The 16,681-nt window shown below is 63.3% G+C and carries 18 protein-coding genes; 5 read left to right on the top strand and 13 right to left on the bottom strand.

The window, feature by feature from the left end:
• Window positions 1-219 precede the first annotated feature (219 nt).
• Together mmsB and LB559_RS27090 are read right to left on the bottom strand one after the other, a co-directional pair.
• Window positions 220-1,104 carry a 3-hydroxyisobutyrate dehydrogenase gene (gene mmsB, locus LB559_RS27095; RefSeq protein WP_224675408.1) on the bottom strand — a complete coding sequence of 295 codons (885 nt, stop codon included), beginning with the start codon at window positions 1,102-1,104 and terminating at the stop codon, window positions 220-222.
• Window positions 1,105-1,129: 25 nt separating this feature from the next.
• Window positions 1,130-2,296: an isobutyryl-CoA dehydrogenase gene (locus LB559_RS27090; RefSeq protein ID WP_013531207.1), complete on the bottom strand. Its 1,167-nt coding sequence runs from the start codon at window positions 2,294-2,296 to the stop codon at window positions 1,130-1,132.
• Window positions 2,297-2,440: 144 nt separating this feature from the next.
• On the opposite strand from LB559_RS27090, the gene LB559_RS27085 reads away from it, so the two are divergent.
• Both LB559_RS27085 and LB559_RS27080 read left to right on the top strand, forming a co-directional pair.
• Window positions 2,441-3,055 (top strand): dimethylsulfonioproprionate lyase family protein, encoded by a 615-nt coding sequence (locus LB559_RS27085; RefSeq protein WP_224675407.1) that lies wholly within the window; start codon window positions 2,441-2,443, stop codon window positions 3,053-3,055.
• Entirely contained in the window at window positions 3,055-4,530 is a 1,476-nt protein-coding gene (locus tag LB559_RS27080) for a cobyric acid synthase (RefSeq protein ID WP_224675406.1), read from the top strand. Before LB559_RS27085 ends, LB559_RS27080 begins: the two co-directional genes overlap by 1 nt.
• A 12-nt stretch (window positions 4,531-4,542) precedes the next feature.
• On the opposite strand, the gene LB559_RS27075 is transcribed toward LB559_RS27080, so the two are convergent.
• The 4 genes from LB559_RS27075 to LB559_RS27060 all read right to left on the bottom strand — a co-directional run bounded on the left by LB559_RS27075 (window position 4,543) and on the right by LB559_RS27060 (window position 6,974).
• Window positions 4,543-4,962 (bottom strand): VOC family protein, encoded by a 420-nt coding sequence (locus tag LB559_RS27075; protein WP_224675405.1) that lies wholly within the window; start codon window positions 4,960-4,962, stop codon window positions 4,543-4,545.
• A gap of 72 nt (window positions 4,963-5,034) precedes the next feature.
• A complete protein-coding gene (locus LB559_RS27070; protein WP_224675404.1) occupies window positions 5,035-5,865 on the bottom strand; it encodes a helix-turn-helix domain-containing protein in 831 nt (276 codons plus the stop codon).
• Window positions 5,866-5,966: 101 nt separating this feature from the next.
• Complete coding sequence (locus LB559_RS27065; protein WP_013531212.1) at window positions 5,967-6,137, bottom strand: hypothetical protein; 171 nt, start codon at window positions 6,135-6,137, stop codon at window positions 5,967-5,969.
• Window positions 6,138-6,188: 51 nt separating this feature from the next.
• Entirely contained in the window at window positions 6,189-6,974 is a 786-nt protein-coding gene (locus LB559_RS27060; RefSeq protein WP_013531213.1) for a TSUP family transporter, read from the bottom strand.
• 150 nt (window positions 6,975-7,124) lie between these two features.
• Between LB559_RS27060 and LB559_RS27055 the strand changes: the two genes are divergently transcribed.
• Window positions 7,125-7,556 carry a TerB family tellurite resistance protein gene (locus LB559_RS27055; RefSeq protein ID WP_063168183.1) on the top strand — a complete coding sequence of 144 codons (432 nt, stop codon included), beginning with the start codon at window positions 7,125-7,127 and terminating at the stop codon, window positions 7,554-7,556.
• Window positions 7,557-7,577: 21 nt separating this feature from the next.
• Here the strand turns inward: LB559_RS27055 and LB559_RS27050 are convergent, their stop codons facing one another.
• From LB559_RS27050 to LB559_RS27030, 5 genes are all read right to left on the bottom strand, one after another.
• Window positions 7,578-9,200: an ABC transporter ATP-binding protein gene (locus LB559_RS27050; RefSeq protein WP_224675403.1), complete on the bottom strand. Its 1,623-nt coding sequence runs from the start codon at window positions 9,198-9,200 to the stop codon at window positions 7,578-7,580.
• On the bottom strand, window positions 9,197-10,066 hold the full coding sequence (locus LB559_RS27045) for an ABC transporter permease (RefSeq protein ID WP_064993700.1): 870 nt from the start codon (window positions 10,064-10,066) through the stop codon (window positions 9,197-9,199). The genes LB559_RS27050 and LB559_RS27045 overlap by 4 nt, the downstream gene beginning before the upstream one ends.
• A complete protein-coding gene (locus LB559_RS27040; protein ID WP_224675402.1) occupies window positions 10,063-11,010 on the bottom strand; it encodes an ABC transporter permease in 948 nt (315 codons plus the stop codon). The genes LB559_RS27045 and LB559_RS27040 overlap by 4 nt, the downstream gene beginning before the upstream one ends.
• Window positions 11,011-11,023: 13 nt before the next feature.
• Window positions 11,024-12,502, bottom strand: a complete 1,479-nt coding sequence (locus LB559_RS27035) for an ABC transporter substrate-binding protein (RefSeq protein ID WP_224621881.1) — start codon at window positions 12,500-12,502, stop codon at window positions 11,024-11,026.
• Window positions 12,503-12,663: 161 nt separating this feature from the next.
• Window positions 12,664-13,944 carry an acetylornithine deacetylase/succinyl-diaminopimelate desuccinylase family protein gene (locus LB559_RS27030; RefSeq protein WP_224675401.1) on the bottom strand — a complete coding sequence of 427 codons (1,281 nt, stop codon included), beginning with the start codon at window positions 13,942-13,944 and terminating at the stop codon, window positions 12,664-12,666.
• Window positions 13,945-13,952: 8 nt separating this feature from the next.
• On the opposite strand from LB559_RS27030, the gene LB559_RS27025 reads away from it, so the two are divergent.
• Window positions 13,953-14,159, top strand: a complete 207-nt coding sequence (locus LB559_RS27025; RefSeq protein ID WP_127384794.1) for a hypothetical protein — start codon at window positions 13,953-13,955, stop codon at window positions 14,157-14,159.
• Window positions 14,160-14,163: 4 nt separating this feature from the next.
• Window positions 14,164-14,592, top strand: coding sequence for a L,D-transpeptidase (locus LB559_RS27020; protein ID WP_013531220.1), 429 nt, complete (start codon window positions 14,164-14,166; stop codon window positions 14,590-14,592).
• Window positions 14,593-14,652: 60 nt separating this feature from the next.
• On the opposite strand, the gene LB559_RS27015 is transcribed toward LB559_RS27020, so the two are convergent.
• Complete coding sequence (locus tag LB559_RS27015; RefSeq protein ID WP_224675400.1) at window positions 14,653-15,642, bottom strand: lipid A biosynthesis lauroyl acyltransferase; 990 nt, start codon at window positions 15,640-15,642, stop codon at window positions 14,653-14,655.
• 4 nt (window positions 15,643-15,646) lie between these two features.
• Window positions 15,647-16,675 carry a zinc-binding dehydrogenase gene (locus LB559_RS27010; RefSeq protein ID WP_013531222.1) on the bottom strand — a complete coding sequence of 343 codons (1,029 nt, stop codon included), beginning with the start codon at window positions 16,673-16,675 and terminating at the stop codon, window positions 15,647-15,649.
• Window positions 16,676-16,681: the final 6 nt, after the last annotated feature.

The following is a 16,681-nucleotide window of genomic DNA, read 5'->3' as shown; positions in this document are numbered from 1 at the left end:
GCTTCGCTACGCAAACACTTTGCGAAACTTATGGCACTTGTCGAAACTTACGGGCTCCGGTACGCGAGACCTGATCCGGAGCGCCGGACGGATGAGATGTCCGCCTCACAGTCCGTTTTATAGGGACATCGTTACCGCGGAGTTATCGAGAGCTTAAGCAAATCTAAATTTTCATTTTTTCCACCGAAGGAAACCGGAAAAATCCGCCAAATCCGCGGGTTACGCCGGGTTACCCCTGAGAAAATTAATTATGCCGGAGAAATCGACGCCGCCATGTCCCTGGGCGTTGAACAAGGCATAAAGCTGAGCCGCTTCGGCACCAAGCGGCGTTACAGCACCCGCACCTTGGGCGGCTTCCTGGGACAATTTCAGGTCTTTCAGCATCAAGGCGGCTGCAAATCCTGGGTTGTAGTCCTTGTTTGCGGGCGAAGTCGGCACCGGGCCGGGCACCGGGCAGTAGGTGGTCAAGGACCAGCACTGGCCGGAGGAGGTCGAGGCGACGTCGAACAGCGCCTGATGCGACAGGCCGAGTTTTTCGGCCAGAACGAAGGCTTCGGCGACACCGATCATCGAAATGCCGAGGATCATGTTGTTGCAGATCTTTGCTGCCTGGCCGGCGCCGTCGCCGCCGCAATGGACGATGCGGCCGGCCATCGGCTTCAGGATCGGCTCGGCGGCAGCGAAGGCATCATCGGAGCCTCCCGCCATGAAGGTCAGCGTGCCGGCCGCAGCCCCGCCGGTGCCGCCCGAGACCGGTGCATCGATCGACGACAGCGCGTGCTTCCTGGCGACGGCGTGGGCTTTGCGGGCTGACTCGACGTCGATGGTCGAGGAATCGATAAAGAGTGCGCCTTGCTTGGCCTTGGGCGCGATGTCTTCGTAGACGGAGAGGACATGCTTGCCTGCAGGCAGCATGGTGATCACGACGTCGGCATCCTTCACCGCGGCCAAGGCATTCGCCATAATCGTCACGCCATGTTCCTTGGCGACGGTAAGGTTTTCCGGAACGAGGTCGAAACCGTTCACCGCATGCCCGGCCTTGACCAGATTGGCGGCCATTGGATTGCCCATATTGCCGAGGCCGATGAAGGCGATCGTCGTCATTGTCTGTCTCCCAGAGTTGCTGGCTTCAACGGCCAATCAGCGCGCGAGCTATGATGACGCGCATGATCTCGTTGGTGCCTTCGAGGATCTGGTGCACGCGCAGGTCCCGCACCAGTTTCTCGATGCCGTAGTCGTGCAGGTAGCCGTAGCCGCCGAGCAGCTGCAGTGCGTCATTGGCGACATTGAAGCCGGTGTCGGTGACGAAGCGCTTGGCCATCGCCGACCATTTGCCGGCATCCGGCGCCTTGCGGTCGAGCTTCGAGGCGGCGGCATAAAGGAAGATACGCGCCGCCTGCAGCTCGGTCTCCATGTCGGCCAGCCTGAATTGCAGCGCCTGGAATTGATTGATCTTCGAGCCGAAAGCCTTACGCTCGGCGGTGTAGGACAGCGCCTTGTCGAGCGCCGACTGCGCGCCGCCCAGCGAACAGGCGGCGATGTTCAGCCGGCCGCCGTCGAGCCCGGCCATGGCGATGCCGAAGCCAGCGCCTTCGTCGGACAGAAGGTTCTCCGCCGGCACCTTGCAATCCTCGAAGATGACCTGGCGGGTCGACTGCATGTGCCAGCCCATCTTGTGCTCGTTTGCCCCAAAGGAGAGGCCCGGCGCATCTCTGGGCACGACGATGGTGGAGATGCCTTTCGGCCCGTCCGCGCCGGTGCGCACCATGACGGCATAGACATCGCTGTCGCCGGCGCCGGAGATGAACTGTTTGGTGCCGTTGAGCACATAGTCGCCGCCGCTTTTCACCGCACGGGTCTTGAGCGCCGCGGCATCGGAGCCGGAGCCTGGCTCGGTCAGGCAGTAGCTGGCCAGCCATTCCATCGAAGTGAGCTTCGGCAGGAAGCGCTGGCGCTGTTCGTCATTGCCGAAACGGTCGATCATCGAGGCCACCATGTTGTGGATCGAGATGAAGGACGAAAAGGCCGGATCGGCGTGCGACAGCGCCTCAAAGATCAGCACGGCGTCGAGCCGGCCAAGTGCCGAGCCACCGACATCGTCCCTGATATAGATGCCGCCGAGCCCGAGCGGGCCGGTCTCGCGGATCACGTCGGCCGGGAAATGCTTGTTGCGGTCCCAATCGAGCGCATTCGGTGCGACACGGTCGGCGGCGAAGGCCTGCGCCATCTCCTGGATGGCGCGCTGCTCCTCGTTGAGTTCGAATTGGCTGGTGCTCGCATCGACCGCGGCGTCCATGGCGTGCTCCCTGTGTGCTGGCCAGCTAGCTCGCTGGCCTGTTGTTTTTGGCTTTGCGCGCGCACCAATCTAGACCAATGATGCCGCCGCGCAACCCGATCTCCTGCGGAGCGGCTGTGCATCAATGCATGTCCGGAGCAAGATGTGACGACAAAATTCGATGAACTGCTGGGCCGGTTCCACGCATACCTTGCGACCGTGGATCACGTCCTGATGCGCGATGCCGTGGCCCGGATCGGCTGGGACATGCCGGCTCGCACGCTGGAGCCGCGTCCGCTTGCCTGCCTGCGCCATCTCGATCGCGCCGCCGAACTGGCGCCTCCGGATGCCAAGCCGCTGGTGCAACTGCTTGCCGGACGTCGCAATGATTTCCGCTGGGGGCAGACTTATGGCGAGGCGGACTTCGGGAAAGAGTTCATCGACAATTACGGCTGGCTGGAAGTGTTCGGCACACGTGGCCACTTTGCCAATGACGCGGCCGCCGCCGGCCTGCTGATCCTTGGGCCCGATATCGTCTATCCCGACCACCATCACGTTGCCGAGGAAATCTACATTCCGCTGACCGGCGGCACCGAATGGCGCATGGGCGAGAGCGGCTTTTGCATGCGCACGGCCGGCGAGGTCGTTCATCACGCTTCCAACGTCAATCACGCCATGCGCACGGGCACAGACCCCTTGCTGGCACTCTACATCTGGCGCGGCGGGCCGCTGGCGCAGAAATCCGACATCACCGGAACCGTGGCGCAGGGCAGGGACTGATGGCCAAAGCGATCATGCTGCAAGGCACGGGTTCCGACGTCGGCAAGACGGTGCTGGTCGCCGGCCTCTGCCGCGCGGCAAAAAAGCGTGGGCTGAAGGTGCGGCCATTCAAGCCGCAGAACATGTCGAACAATGCCGCCGTCGCCGAAATTCCAGGTGACAACAATGCCGGCGGCGGTGAGATCGGCCGCGCGCAATGGCTGCAGGCGATCGCTTGCGGTGTCGCGCCATCGGTCCACATGAACCCGGTGCTGCTGAAGCCGCAGACCGATGTCGGCGCGCAGGTCATCGTGCAGGGCAAAATGTTCGGGGAAGCGCGGGCGCGCGACTACCAGGCGATGAAGGGCCGGCTGATGGACGCCGTGCTGGACTCCTGGGGCAAGGTCGGCGAGGGCGCCGATCTGGTCATCGTCGAGGGCGCCGGCTCGCCGGCCGAGATCAACCTGCGCAGCCGCGACATCGCCAATATGGGCTTTGCCACGCGCGCCGACGTGCCCGTGGTGCTGGTCGGCGACATCGACCGCGGCGGCGTCATCGCTTCGGTGGCCGGCACGCATCTGATCCTGCCTGAGGAGGACCGGCGCATGATCGCCGGCTACCTCATCAACAAGTTCCGCGGCGACGTTTCGCTGTTTGACGACGGCCTGAAGTCGATCGGGACATTCACGGGCTGGCGCTGTTTCGGTGTCGTTCCGTGGCTGAAGGCGGCGGCACGCTTGCCTTCGGAAGATTCGGTGGTGCTGGAGCGGCTGGCGTCCGGCGAAGCGCGCGCGTTGAAGGTGGCGGTGCCGATGCTTGGCCGCATCGCCAATTTCGACGATCTCGACCCGCTCAAGGCTGAGCCGCAGGTCGAGGTGGTGTTCGTGCCGCCGGGAAAGCCGCTGCCCGCCGATGCCGGTCTGGTGGTCATTCCAGGCTCGAAGTCGACAATCGGCGATCTCTTGAAATTCCGCGAGAACGGTTGGGATCGCGACCTTCTTGCGCATCGCAAGCGCGGCGGCCATGTCGTCGGTATCTGCGGCGGCTTCCAGATGCTCGGCCGTATGGTGCGCGATCCCGACGGCATCGAAGGCAGCGTCACCGAAGCCGAAGGGCTCGGACTGCTCGACATCGAAACGGTGATGGAGCCGGAAAAGACGGTGCGCAACGTCAGGGCCCGTTCGGTGCCGTTCGACCTGCCGCTCGAAGGCTATGAAATCCATCTCGGCCGCACCACCGGGCCGGATACGCTGAGGCCGTCTGCAGTCATCAATGGCATCGATGACGGGGCAGTGTCGGCCGATGGCAAGGTGATCGGCACCTATATGCACGGTCTGTTTGGCGCCGACGGCTTTCGCGGAAGATTCCTCGAAAGCCTCGGCATCAAGGGCGGCGGCATCGACTACCGAGCCGAGGTCGAGCGGGCGCTGGACGAGGTCGCAGCCGAGCTGGAGACCCATCTCGACTGCGACGCGATCTTTGCACTGGCGCGGTAATTCGCGGTTGGCTCAGCCCTTGTCGCCTGCCTTCGGCCAGTAGGTGCCGAAGGACCAGACGTTGCCTTCCGGGTCGCGGCAGATGAACTCGCGGCTGCCATAGTCGCGGTTGGTCAATTCCTGGATGATCGTGGCGCCGGCCTTCCTGGCCTTGGCATAGGCGGCATCGGCATCATCGACGGCGATGTAGATCGACTTGCCGCCGCCTGAGCCAGGTTCGCCGACCATCTTGCCGTAGTCGTCGTCGCGCACGGTGCCCAGCATGATCATCGAGGAGCCGAAGACCAGTTCGGCATGGTGCACGACGTCGCCTTCGCCATAGCGGGCCCGGACGCTGAAGCCGAAGGCTTCGCCCAGCCAGTCGATCATCTTTGCCGCGTTCCTGTAGCGCAAGGCGGGGTAGAGGCGGGGCGCTTCGGTGGTGGTGGTCATGTCGATCTCCTTCAGCGGGGTTGGTCGATGCCCCACTGTGGGTAAAGGCCACTCCGGCGTCTTGAAGAAATGTTACCTGGCCGAGATTCCGGTTGGTGTCTCGCCGGCGAGGTCGCGGAATTCGCGCACCAGATGCGCCTGGTCGGCATAGCCGCAATCGGCTGCGATATCGGCCCAGTCGACGGCCTGCTGCCTCGACAGGCCGAGCGCGCGTTTGAAGCGGACGATGCGCGACAGTGTCTTGGGGCCCATGCCGATGGCGTTGGAAAAACTGCCGGCGAGATGTTTGCGGCTCCAGCCCAGCCTTTCGGCGATCGATGCAATGCGGGTCCGGCCGCCGGATGTGATGATGCGGTCATAGGCCCAGGCGATTTCAAGTGGCGTCTCGGCGGCATTCTCGAGACGGGCGGTGACGAAGGCTTCGGCCATGTCGAAACGCGTCGTCCAATCCGGCACATTGCCCAGCCGTTCACGCAGCGCCAAGCCCTGAGCGCCAAGCACGTCGTCGAGGACGACCATGCTGTCTGTCAGTTCGCTCATCGGTAGGCGGAAGAAACGGCGTGCGCCAAGCGGCGTGAAGTTGACCTGGACGCAGCAGGCGCCGCCGAAGGATTCGATCACCACCGGTCCGGCAAAGAGGCCGGCGGCGAAACTGGCGAAGCGGTCATTGTCGCCGGGCGCCTTGCCGAGGCCGATGGCGAAGGGTTCGGCGAAGCTGATGACCAGCGGTACGGTGAGCGACGCATATTCGACGTTGCGCATATGGCCGGGCGCCATTTCGCGATAGCCGCAAATGTCCGACACAATGCCCTGAAGTCGAGGATCGGGCAGGCGCCGGCGCATCTCAAACCGCCCGGCGACGGACCGGTCCTGCTCTTGCTGGGGTTGCATCTTGACTGGCATCGGCCATCCTCGCGCCAGTCAAATCTAACAGACCAAGGGCCGGAATCAAAAGCGCCCGGCTTTTGGCCGGGCGCTCCTCGTCCCCACTTCAAGGGAAATGGTCAGGCGCCGCGCATCAAGCAGCCGCCGGCAAGCACGATGAAAGCAATAAGCACGATCCACACCGATGCGAGTGGAATGAATGAGAGAACGCCAAGCGCGGCGAGAACGCCGATGATGGCGATAACAACGGAGATGATAAAAACGATCTGGGTAGGTGCGCTAAGATTCATGTCTGCCTCTCCAACATGATTCGAACAGCGGCATCCTATCAGGGCGCGGGATCACACACCAATCAAGGCCCGCAGCGGGTTCGCCGGGTCAGCCAGCAGCTTCACAGCAAGCGCCAGGCATACGATCACCAGCAGCGGCTTGATCAGTCTTGCGCCGATGCGCATGGCCAGGCTGGCGCCGACGCGAGCGCCGAGGAACTGGGCGACGCCCATCATCAGGCCGATCTTCCAGTAGACGACGCCGAAGGCCGCGAAGACGATGAAGCCGCCGATGTTGGAGGCGAAGTTGAGCAATTTGGTATGCGCCGTCGCCTTGAGCACGCCGTAGCCGGCAAGTGCCACGAAGGCCAGCATGTAAAAGGAGCCGGCGCCCGGTCCGAACAGGCCATCGTAGAAGCCGATGGCGGGCACCAAGGTCAATCCAAACAGGAACGGCGACAGGCGCTCGGCGCGGTCGACATCGTTCATGTTGGGCTTGAACGCGAAGTAGAGCGCGATGGCGATCAGCACGATGGGCAGGGCAGCCCGCAGTATGTCGCCCGGCACGATCGTCGCCAGCAAGGCGCCGATGGCGCTGCCGACAAGGGCCAGAAGCGCCGACGGCAATTGCCGGCGCAGGTCGACATGACCCTTCGACGCGTAGTGGATGGTCGCCGAGCCCGAGCCGAACATGCCTTGCAGTTTGTTGGTGGCGAGCGCCTGGACCGGCGTGAAGCCGGCAAGCAGCAGCGCCGGCACTGTGATCAGCCCGCCGCCGCCGGCGATCGAATCGACAAAGCCCGCGGCAAAAGCGGCGAAAGCGAGCATGGCGACGGTCTGGATGCTAAGGTCGATCATCTGATGTATGGGGGTGTCCGGCTGGCTGAAATATCGGGCGTTCGACCACGGCCGCCCTGTTTGCGCAAGATCGATTCCGCGCTACCTCTATCCCAGCGCATCGCGCCTGGATTGTGTTTGTGTAGTTAACCCGGAAAAGAGGGGCTCCTGATGGCATTCGCATTGCTGGACCAGATACGTCAGATATTCGACGGCGACCCCGGCGTGCGCAAGGTGGCGGACGATCCGGTCCTATCGGCGGAACTGCTGATGCTGTTTCGCATGATCCTGGCCGACGGGTCGGTCAGCGAGAGCGAAATGGTTGCCTTCCGGCGCATCTGCAAGGACGCCTTCGGCATTCAGGAAAGCAGCATCGACAGCGTCATCGAATATCTCAACGAGTTCGGCTACGAGACCAATGGCTCGCAGGCGATTGCACTGTTCCGCGATCTCGACGTCGAGCGGCGCCGGCAATTGGCCAAACATATGGCGGAGATCGCCAAGGCGGATTCGCAACTGGCCGAGAGCGAGATCCGCCTGCTGCGCCGCACGCTCGACCTGCTCGATATCAGCCCGGTCGATGTGGTCAAGACGCAGGAATGATCGGGCCGCCTTCTCTCCTGATCAGCCTTGCTCCCGCAGCCGCTCCGCGATCGCCCGGTGCAAGTCAGGGGCGGCGGTGACAAGCGCCTTGGCAGCCTCGGACTGCGGGTGGTCGAGCACTTCGCTCGTCTTGCCGCGCTCGACGATCTTGCCGTCATGCATGACCAGCACCTCGTCCGTGATGGCGCGGGCCACGGTCAGGTCGTGGGTGATGAAGAGGTAGGCGATGCCGAGCTTCTGGTTGAGCTCTGCGAACAGATCGAGGATCTGGGCGCGGATCGAGACATCGAGCGCCGAGACCGGCTCGTCGGCAACGACCAGCTTGGGGCGGGTGATGATGGCGCGGGCGATCGACAGGCGCTGGCGCTGGCCGCCGGAAAATTCATGGGGGTATTTGTCCATGTCGCTGATGCCGAGGCCGACTTCGTGCAGGGCATGCGCCACCATCTCGCGGCACTCGGCGCGCGTCGGCTTTTTCTCCAGCACATGCAGGGGTTCGGCAACCAGTTTTTCCACCTTCTGGCGCGGGTCGAAGGAGCCATAGGGATCTTGAAAAACGACCTGCATATCGCGTCGCGCCGGCTTCAGCTCGGCTTCGCTCTTGCCGGTTATGGTCCCGCCGCGGAACCGGATCGAGCCCGATGTCGGCCGATCCAGCGCCAGGATCATGCGGGCGAGCGTCGACTTGCCGCAGCCGGAGCGACCAACCAGTGCCACTGACTGACTCGGCGCCATCGACAGCGAGACGTCGTCGACGGCGCGGATACCAGGCGCGCGCTTGAACAGCGAAGTGCGCCGGCCGGGATAGTCGCGGGTCACGCCCTCGACCTGAAGCAAAGGGTGGCCCGTCTCGATGCCATGCGGCCTGGCGCGCGCCGGCACATGCATCGAGGCCTGCGCCAACTGGCGCGTGTAGGGGTGGAGCTGTTCGGATAGCGTGCGTGCGGTGTCGCCGGCTTCCATCACCTCGCCGCGGCGCAGGATGGTGATGCGGTCAGCCATCTCGGTCACCACGGCGAGGTCATGCGAGATCAGCAGCAGGCCCATGCGGCTCTCCGCGACGAGGTCGCGCAAAAGGTCGAGGATTTGTGCCTGCAGCACCACGTCGAGCGCCGTCGTCGGTTCGTCGGCGATCAGCAGCTTCGGCTTCAGCGCGCAGGCGATGGCGATGACGACACGCTGGCGCTGGCCGCCCGACAGTTCGTGCGGATAGCGCGACAGCGGGAATTTCGCTTCGGGCAAGCCGACACGGTCGAGCATTTTTCGCGCCCGGTCTTCGGCCTCGGCGCGGCTGGCCCTGGTGTGCCAGCGTATGCCTTCGGCAACCTGTTCGCCGATGGTCTTGACCGGATTGAGCGCCGTCATCGGCTCCTGGAACACCATGCCGATGTCGTCGCCGCGCAGCGCGCACATCTGGTCCTCGGTTGCTGCCAGGATGTCGATGCCGTCGAATGTGACACGTCCGCTGGCGCGCGCGGCATGGGGCAGAAGCTGCATCACCGTCAGCGCGGTCATCGATTTGCCGGAACCGGATTCGCCGACCAGCCCCATCACCTCACCGGGCGCGACGGAAAGCTCCACACCCTTGAGGATCTGCGTGTCGCCGATGGTCAGCGACAGGTTCTCGATGTCGAGCAGGCTCATCGCTGCCGCCGCGATTTCGGATCGAGGATGTCGGCGATGCCGTCGCCCAGCAGGTTCAGCCCCAGCACGGCGACAACGATCGCCATGCCCGGAAAGATCGCCATCCATGGCGCCACCACCATGCGGGTCTGCGCGTCGAACAGCATGCGGCCCCAGCTCGGCATTGGCGGTTGCGCACCCAGGCCGAGATAGGAAAGCCCGGCCTCGGCCAGGATGCCCAGAGCGAACTGGATGGTGCCTTGCACCAGAAGCAGCGTGGCGATGTTGGGCAGCACATGTTCGATTGTGATCTGCGTGCTGCTCTTGCCGGCGGCGCGTGCGGCGAGAATGAACTCGCGCGGCCAGATCGCCAGCGCGCCGGCCCGGGCGACGCGCGCAAAGACCGGGATGTTGAAGATGCCGATGGCGATGATGGCGTTGACGGCGCCCGGTCCGAAGATGGCGGTGATCATGATCGCCGACAGCAAAGCCGGGAAGGCGAAGACGAGGTCGTTCAGCCGCATCAGCGCCTCGTCGACGAGGCCGCCGCGTGCCGCGGCAAAGGCGCCGAGCGGCACGCCGACCCCCATGCCGATGCCGACCGCGACCAGCGCCACGGCAATCGAATTGCGGGCGCCGACCATGACCATCGACAGGATGTCGCGGCCGAAATGGTCGGTGCCGAACCAGTGCGCCAGCGAGGGCGCTTGCGTCTTATCCGATATCACCAGTTTCGTGACGTCATAGGGCGTCCAGGCATAGGAGACGACAGCCATTGCCAGGATCAGCAGGGTGATGACGAAACCGGCAACGAAGGCGGTATTCCCGAACGCCTTGCCCAGGATGCTGCCGAACGTCTCTTCTGATATGTCGATGTGCAGTGTCATTGCCGGCTTCTCAGGCGCGGATCGACGACCGCATAGGAAAGGTCGACCAGCAGATTGACGGCGATGACGGCGGCGACCAGCAGCATGACGACGCTTTCGACGACGATCAGGTCGCGCTGGGTGATCGCCTGGAACACCAGCCTGCCGAGGCCGGGCAGATAGAAAACATTCTCGATGATGATGGTGCCGGCAAGCAGGAAGGCGAACTGCAGGCCCAGAATGGTCAGCACCGGAATCATGGCGTTGCGCAGCGCGTGCCGCCACAGCACAGCTCGGTAGGGCAGACCCTTGGCGCGGGCGGTACGGATATAGTCTTCGTTCAGCACCTCGATCAGCGCCGAGCGGGTGACGCGCGCCAGAATCGCGGCTTGCGGCAAGGCAAGCGCCACTGCCGGCAGCAGCAGCGACTTCAAGGCTGGCCAGACGCCGGCACTCCAGCCGGGAAAGCCGCCAGCAGGAACCAGCCGCAGCCAGACGGCGAAGACATAGATCAGCATCAGCGCGAACCAGAAATTGGGCACGGCGACGCCAAGCTGTGCGGCGCCCATGGAAATCGTATCACCGGCCCGTCCACGCCGGCTGGCGGAAAACAGGCCGACGGGAATCGCGATGAGGGTGGAGAGCGCAAGCGCAATCAGCGCCAGCGGTAGCGAGACGGCCAGCCGCTCGCGCACCAGACCGATGACCGGCACCGAATAGGTGTAGGAGCGGCCGAAATCGAGGCTGAGCAGGCCGCCCGCCCAGTGCAGATAGCGCCAAGTCAGCGGCGCGTTGAGGCCCATCTGGTTGCGCAGCAACTCGACCTGGTCGCCGCTGGCATTCATGCCCAGCATTAGCCGCGCCGGATCGCCGGGCAGGATCTCCAGGACGGCGAACACCACCATGGAAGCCAGCACCAGCGTGGCGATGGCGATGGCGAGGCGTTTTAGGAGGTAGGCGGTCATGGAAGGTGAGGGATCACTCGCTCCACTTCACCTTGGTCAAATCATTGGCCTGGATCGGGGCGTTTTCCCACAGCCCTTGCAGCCTGGCGTCCCAGACGCCGATCTTCGGCAATTCATAGAGGAAGCCGACCACCGCATCGTCGGCCAGGATCTTCTGCGCTTGCCCCAGCAATTCCTTGCGCTTGGCTTCGTCGGAGGTGACGCCGAGATCGGCAATCACCTTGTCGAAGGCCGGGTTGTCGTAGTTGAAGTAATAATCCTTGCGCGAATAGATATCGATGTCGTTGGGCTCGGTGTGGGAGACGATCGTCAGGTCGTAATCCTTCTTGGTGAATACCTGGTCCAGCCACTGTGCCCATTCGACCGGAATGATTTCCAGATCGATGCCAACGTCGCGAAGCTGCGAGGCGATGATTTCGCCACCGAGACGGGCATAGGTGGGCGGCGGCAGTTTCAGCGTCGCCTTGAAGCCGTTCTCGAGGCCTGCCTCTTTCAGCAATTCCTTGGCCTTGGCGACATCATGCGGGTAGCGGCCGGTGAGGTCGACATAGTCCTTGTTGGCCGGCGACATATGCGAGCCGATCGGCTGGCCGAGGCCGGCCGAGGCGCCGTCGATGATGGCCTTGCGGTCGAGCGCGTAAGAGATCGCCTGCCTCACCTGCAGCTTGTCGAAAGGCGGCTTCTTGTTGTTGATCGACAGGATGGTCTCACCCTCGGTCGCGCCGATCACCACCTTGAAGCGCGGGTCGTCCTTGACCTGGGCGACGCTGTCGGCATCGAAGAACGGGAAAGCCTGGATGTCGCCCGAGAGCAGCGCCGGCACATAGGCCGCGGCATCCGGCACGATGCGAAACTCGGCCTTGTCGAGCGACGCCGGTGTGCCCCAGTAATTGTCCGATTTGACCAGCGTGATCGACGATCCCTTGGCCCAGCTCTGGAACTTAAACGGGCCGGTGCCGATCGGTTTTTCCTTGTTGGTGTCGGCAGATTCCGGCGCCACGATCACCGCGTCGCCCCAGCCCATATTGTAGAGGAACGAGCCCTGCGGGTTCTTCAGCGTGACCTTGACGGTTGCCGGATCGACGACGTCGACCTTGTCGATGGCGGCGAACAGGCCCTTTTGTGCGTTGACGGAGTTGTCGGCTCGCGCCCGGTCGAGCGAGAATTTCACGTCGGCGGCATCGAAGTCGGTGCCGTCATGGAATTTCACGCCGGTGTGCAGCTTGAAGGTGTAGACCTTGCCGTCATCGGAAATGGTCCAGCTTTCGGCCAGATCCGGCAGCACCTCGCCATTCGGCCCGATGCGCGTCAGGCCTTCGAACACATTGGCATAGAGAACCTCGTCGATCGCTGCGGCGGCACCGGCGGTCGGATCGAGATGCGGGGGTTCGAGCGGAATGCCGATGACCAGGTCGGTTCGCGCGGCGAACGCAGAGGTGCCGGCGGCCAGCGACAGCACCGCGGCCGCCAGAATGGTTTTCCACAATTTCATCGTGCAACTCCCCATGCGTTCAGACACGTGCTCGAACCCGAGTGATAGAAGCGTGATTTCGCCACGGAGTAAATTGCGTTTCGTTCTGCCCCTTGGCGTGGCCGGGAATGTTTTTGTCCTGGCGACCGCATCGGCAGTCGAAGCTTGTCGCGGTGCGCACCTTATCCCGTGGCTGTGCCGCGCAGCAGCACGTTGAGCCCTATCGCCATCACCTTGGCCGATTCCACCATGTCCGATATCCCGACCCATTCGTCCGGCCGATGGGCGAGGTCGAGAATGCCAGGCCCATAAGCGATGCAATCATAGATATGGCCGATGCGAGCTATATGCTTCTGGTCATAGGTGCCGGGCGAAATGACATAATCGGGTTCGCGGTCGAAGATCGCCATGATGCCTTGCGCAACCGCCTTGACCACCGGCGCGTCGCGCTCGGTCATCAGCGGCAGCACTTCCATCAGGTCGCGGATTTCATAGTCGAATTTTGTCCGCTCGCGTTTCAACCGGTCGAGAATGCCGGTCACTTCACCTTTGACGGTGTCGAGATCCTCCTCGAGCAGGAAACGGCGGTCGATGGTCATCCGGCAGGAGTCGGGCACGTTGGGCGAGGGCAGGCCGGGCCGGAAATCCTCGGTCTGGCCGCCATGGATCGAATTGATGTTCATGGTCGAGCGTTTTGCTCCTTCGGGCACGACCGGCATGCGCGTCATCTTGCGGTCGAGCACGGGAAACAGTTCGTCTTCGAAGGCCCGCAGCACGGCGCCCATGTGGCGCACCGCATTGTCGCCGAGAAACGGCATCGAGCCGTGCGCGATCTCGCCCTTGGTCTCGATCTCCGCCCACCAGACGCCACGATGGCCGAGGCAGATGCGGTCCTTGTTCAGCGGCTCGGGAATGATGACATGGTCGACCCTGGGTTTTGAGAAATAGCCGAGCCTGGCCAGATGCGCGACGCCGCCGAAGCCGCCGGATTCCTCGTCGACGGTGCCGGATATTTCGATGGCGCCCGGAAAATCGGGGAAGACTTCCAGGAAGGCCTCGGCTGCGATGATAGAGGCGGCAAGGCCGCCCTTCATGTCGCAGGCGCCGCGGCCATAGACCCTGCCGTCCCTGACGATGCCGGCGAAGGGATCGACGGTCCAGCCATCGCCGGCTTCGACCACGTCGATATGCGAGTTGAAGTGGACGCAGGCGCCTGATGATCTCCCGTCGAAACGGGCAACGACATTGACGCGCGGGTAGCGGTCGGTGTCGCCGGGCGTGCCTTCGGCGCGGATGAACTCGGTCTCGAAACCGCTCTTCTTCAGCCGCGCGCCGAGATATTCGGCGCATGGCCGGTAGGCCTCGCCGGGTGGATTGATAGTCGGAAAACGGATCAGTTCGGCGGTCAGCGCGACGACGTCGTCGCGCCTGTCATCGATTGCCTGGAGGAGTCGCTGGTTCATGCGCAGAGTTGAGCAGCGATCCCAGCGATTTTGCAAGCCCGCCGGCGATCAAGCCGGTGCGGCGTGTCGTTGCGGCAACTATTGCGGGAAATCGTTCAAATTCGCTGCTTTGGATTGGCGAATTGGTCAAGGTGTGTGTGTTAGCCCGTGCATCTGCCATTAAAAAGATGAAAAATAATCAGGCAGGCAGGTTAGGGGCAATCAAAGGGGTTTGATCGCATGAAAAAGACAGTTCTCATGGCAACCATGTTTGTTGCAATGCTGTTCGGTGCTTCGGGGCAGGGCTGGGCAGCCAGCCTCGTTGCAAATATAGACGTGTCGTCGCAGACGATGACCGTCAGATATGGCGCGTCGGTTTACCGGTGGAGTGTCTCCACCGCCCGCACCGGCTATTTCACGCCGCGCGGCACCTATCGGCCGCAGCGCACGGCCAGGATGTGGTATTCGCGCAAATACCATATGTCGCCGATGCCCTATTCGGTGTTCTTCCATGGCGGCTATGCCATCCATGGAACCGGCGCCGTCAGGCAGCTCGGCCGCCCGGCGTCGCATGGCTGCGTGAGGCTGCACACGGCCAATGCCGCCACGTTCTATTCGATGGTGCGGGAAGTGGGTTTCGGCAACACGCGCATTGTCGTCACCAACTAAGGCGGTTCAGGTTCGCTGTTGTCTGCTGGCGCTGGGCTAACCCCACGCCAGCAGCTCTGCCTAAGCGTTTGGGACCGCCTTTGCCTGCGGTCGCTTTCGACGCCCGCCGCTGATCTCCCACCTTTTGTGGAACCACATCCACTGGCCGGGATCTTCTCGCACCCAGCGCTCGACGACGTCGTTGAGACGCTGGGTGGTGGCGCGGACATCGACGCTGCCGTCAGGGGTGCGCGGCAAGGTCAACTTGTCCTCGATTTCGAGCCGGAAGCGGTTGCCCGGCAGCCTGACGCAGCGCGCCGGATAGACGTCGCAGTCGTAGTGGCGGGCAAGGGTGGCCAGCACGCGATTGCTCTGGCAGGGACGGCCGAAGAATGTCGTCTCCAGTCCATTGGAGAATTTCTGGTCGACAAGGATGCCGATGTTGCCGCCGTTCTCCAGAACCCCGGCCAGGGCGAATGACGCGCCCGCCATGGATGGCAGCAACGAGCCCATGGTCGAGCGGCGCGTCGAGAGGATGTAGTCGGCGAGATAGGGATTGTTAGGCGGGCGAAACAGCGCAGTGATGTTCATGCCGAAAGTCGCGGCCGCCACCGGCAGCAATTCGAAATTACCGAGATGACCGGTGAAGACGATGTGCGGCTTCTCTTCGCTGGCTATTTCGACGAAGTGGTCAGCTCCCTTGACCTCGACGCGGCCGGGCTCGCTGGCCGCGGGGTCGTAGTCGAAGAGGGCGTCGAGAAAGATGTATTCCGCGGCCAAGCGAGCCATGTTGCCCCACATGTCGGAGGCGATCGCCTGGATTTCGGCTTCGCTCTTTTCCGGATAGGCCTTGCGCAGATTGTCGACGGCGACCTGATGGCGTCCCACCCGGGGGCCGACCAGGCGTGCGACGCGGTCGGCGAAATTCAGCGCACTGTCGGCCGGCAGCAGGCGCAGGACCGAGATGATCATCATCGCCGCCCGCGCCACCAGCCAGTAATTGAGCTGGCGCAGTTGCCTGCCGTAACGAAATTTGAGGTCCCGGCGGAACTTCTTGAATACAGAGGTCAAGGCTCTAGCCGACGCGCAGGATGATCTTGCCGAAAACGTCGCGGCCTTCCATGCGCTTCAGCGCGGCGTCGATACCGTCGAAGCCGACTTCGGTGTCGATGACGGGTGCGACTTGTCCCGCCGCCATTTTCTGCATGGCGTTGGCCATGTTTTCCATGCGGCAGCCAAAGGAGCCAAGCAGTTTCAATTGCTGCTGGAACAGCTGCATCAAATTGATCTGCGTCGACACGCCGGAGGTCGAACCGCAGGTCACCAGGCGGCCGCCACGCTTCAGGCACAGCATCGAGGCGGCGAATGTGTCGGCGCCGACATGTTCAAAGACGACGTCGACGCCCTTCTTCTTGGTCAGCTTGCGCACGACGCCCTCGAAACGGTCGTCGCGGTAGTTGATGACATGGTCGGCGCCGAGCGCCTTGGCCTTGTCGATCTTGTCGTTGGAGCCGACCGTAGTGATGATCGTGCAGCCCATCCGCTTGGCCAGCTGGATGGCCGCCGAGCCGATGCCGGATCCGCCGGCATGGATAAGGATGGTTTCGCCGGGTTGAAGCCTGGCGTTGTCGAACAGCATGTGCTCGACGGTGCCGAAGGTGACGGGCGCCACCGCCGCCCCGATGTCGGTCACGCCGGGCGGGGCAGGGACCAGCAGGCGGGCCGGCAGATTGATCTTCTCCTGCGCGAAACCGTCGAGATGGAAACCGTGCACGCCCGAAACATGTTCGCAAAGGTTGTCGCGGCCTTCGCGGCAGGCTCGGCAGAGGCCGCAGGTGCGCGCGCCATAGATCGACACCAATTGTCCGGGCAGCAGGCTGGAAACGCCGGGGCCAACCGCCTCGACCTCGCCGGATGCCTCCGCGCCGACGACCAGCGGCAGCTTGCGCTTGGCGAAGGCCATGCCGCGCCAGCCCCAGACGTCGATATGGTTCAGCGCTACTGCCTTGATGCGCAGCGTGACTTCGCCGAGTGCCGGCGGTGGAGGAGGCGGCAGGTCCACCGTCTCAAGACGGCGGTCCTCTATAAGTTGCAATGCGCGCATGGGGCC

The organism is Mesorhizobium sp. BR1-1-3 (assembly GCF_020165455.1).
GTDB lineage: Bacteria > Pseudomonadota > Alphaproteobacteria > Rhizobiales > Rhizobiaceae > Mesorhizobium > Mesorhizobium ciceri.
The sequence above is the reverse complement of the archived record's forward strand: the minus strand, read 5'-3'. Positions and strand labels throughout refer to the sequence as shown.

Bases quoted from the DNA above. Each gene is read 5' to 3' on its own strand.
- LB559_RS27090 (WP_013531207.1), bottom strand. From the start codon at position 2,296: ATGGACGCCGCGGTCGATGCGAGCACCAGCCAATTCGAACTCAACGAG.
- LB559_RS27020 (WP_013531220.1), top strand. From the start codon at position 14,164: ATGAAAAAGACAGTTCTCATGGCAACCATGTTTGTTGCAATGCTGTTC.
- LB559_RS27080 (WP_224675406.1), top strand. From the start codon at position 3,055: ATGGCCAAAGCGATCATGCTGCAAGGCACGGGTTCCGACGTCGGCAAG.
- LB559_RS27040 (WP_224675402.1), bottom strand. From the start codon at position 11,010: ATGACCGCCTACCTCCTAAAACGCCTCGCCATCGCCATCGCCACGCTG.
- LB559_RS27030 (WP_224675401.1), bottom strand. From the start codon at position 13,944: ATGAACCAGCGACTCCTCCAGGCAATCGATGACAGGCGCGACGACGTC.
- LB559_RS27050 (WP_224675403.1), bottom strand. From the start codon at position 9,200: ATGAGCCTGCTCGACATCGAGAACCTGTCGCTGACCATCGGCGACACG.
- LB559_RS27055 (WP_063168183.1), top strand. From the start codon at position 7,125: ATGGCATTCGCATTGCTGGACCAGATACGTCAGATATTCGACGGCGAC.
- mmsB (WP_224675408.1), bottom strand. From the start codon at position 1,104: ATGACGACGATCGCCTTCATCGGCCTCGGCAATATGGGCAATCCAATG.
- LB559_RS27045 (WP_064993700.1), bottom strand. From the start codon at position 10,066: ATGACACTGCACATCGACATATCAGAAGAGACGTTCGGCAGCATCCTG.
- LB559_RS27010 (WP_013531222.1), bottom strand. From the start codon at position 16,675: ATGCGCGCATTGCAACTTATAGAGGACCGCCGTCTTGAGACGGTGGAC.
- LB559_RS27035 (WP_224621881.1), bottom strand. From the start codon at position 12,502: ATGAAATTGTGGAAAACCATTCTGGCGGCCGCGGTGCTGTCGCTGGCC.
- LB559_RS27065 (WP_013531212.1), bottom strand. From the start codon at position 6,137: ATGAATCTTAGCGCACCTACCCAGATCGTTTTTATCATCTCCGTTGTT.
- LB559_RS27060 (WP_013531213.1), bottom strand. From the start codon at position 6,974: ATGATCGACCTTAGCATCCAGACCGTCGCCATGCTCGCTTTCGCCGCT.
- LB559_RS27070 (WP_224675404.1), bottom strand. From the start codon at position 5,865: ATGCCAGTCAAGATGCAACCCCAGCAAGAGCAGGACCGGTCCGTCGCC.
- LB559_RS27075 (WP_224675405.1), bottom strand. From the start codon at position 4,962: ATGACCACCACCACCGAAGCGCCCCGCCTCTACCCCGCCTTGCGCTAC.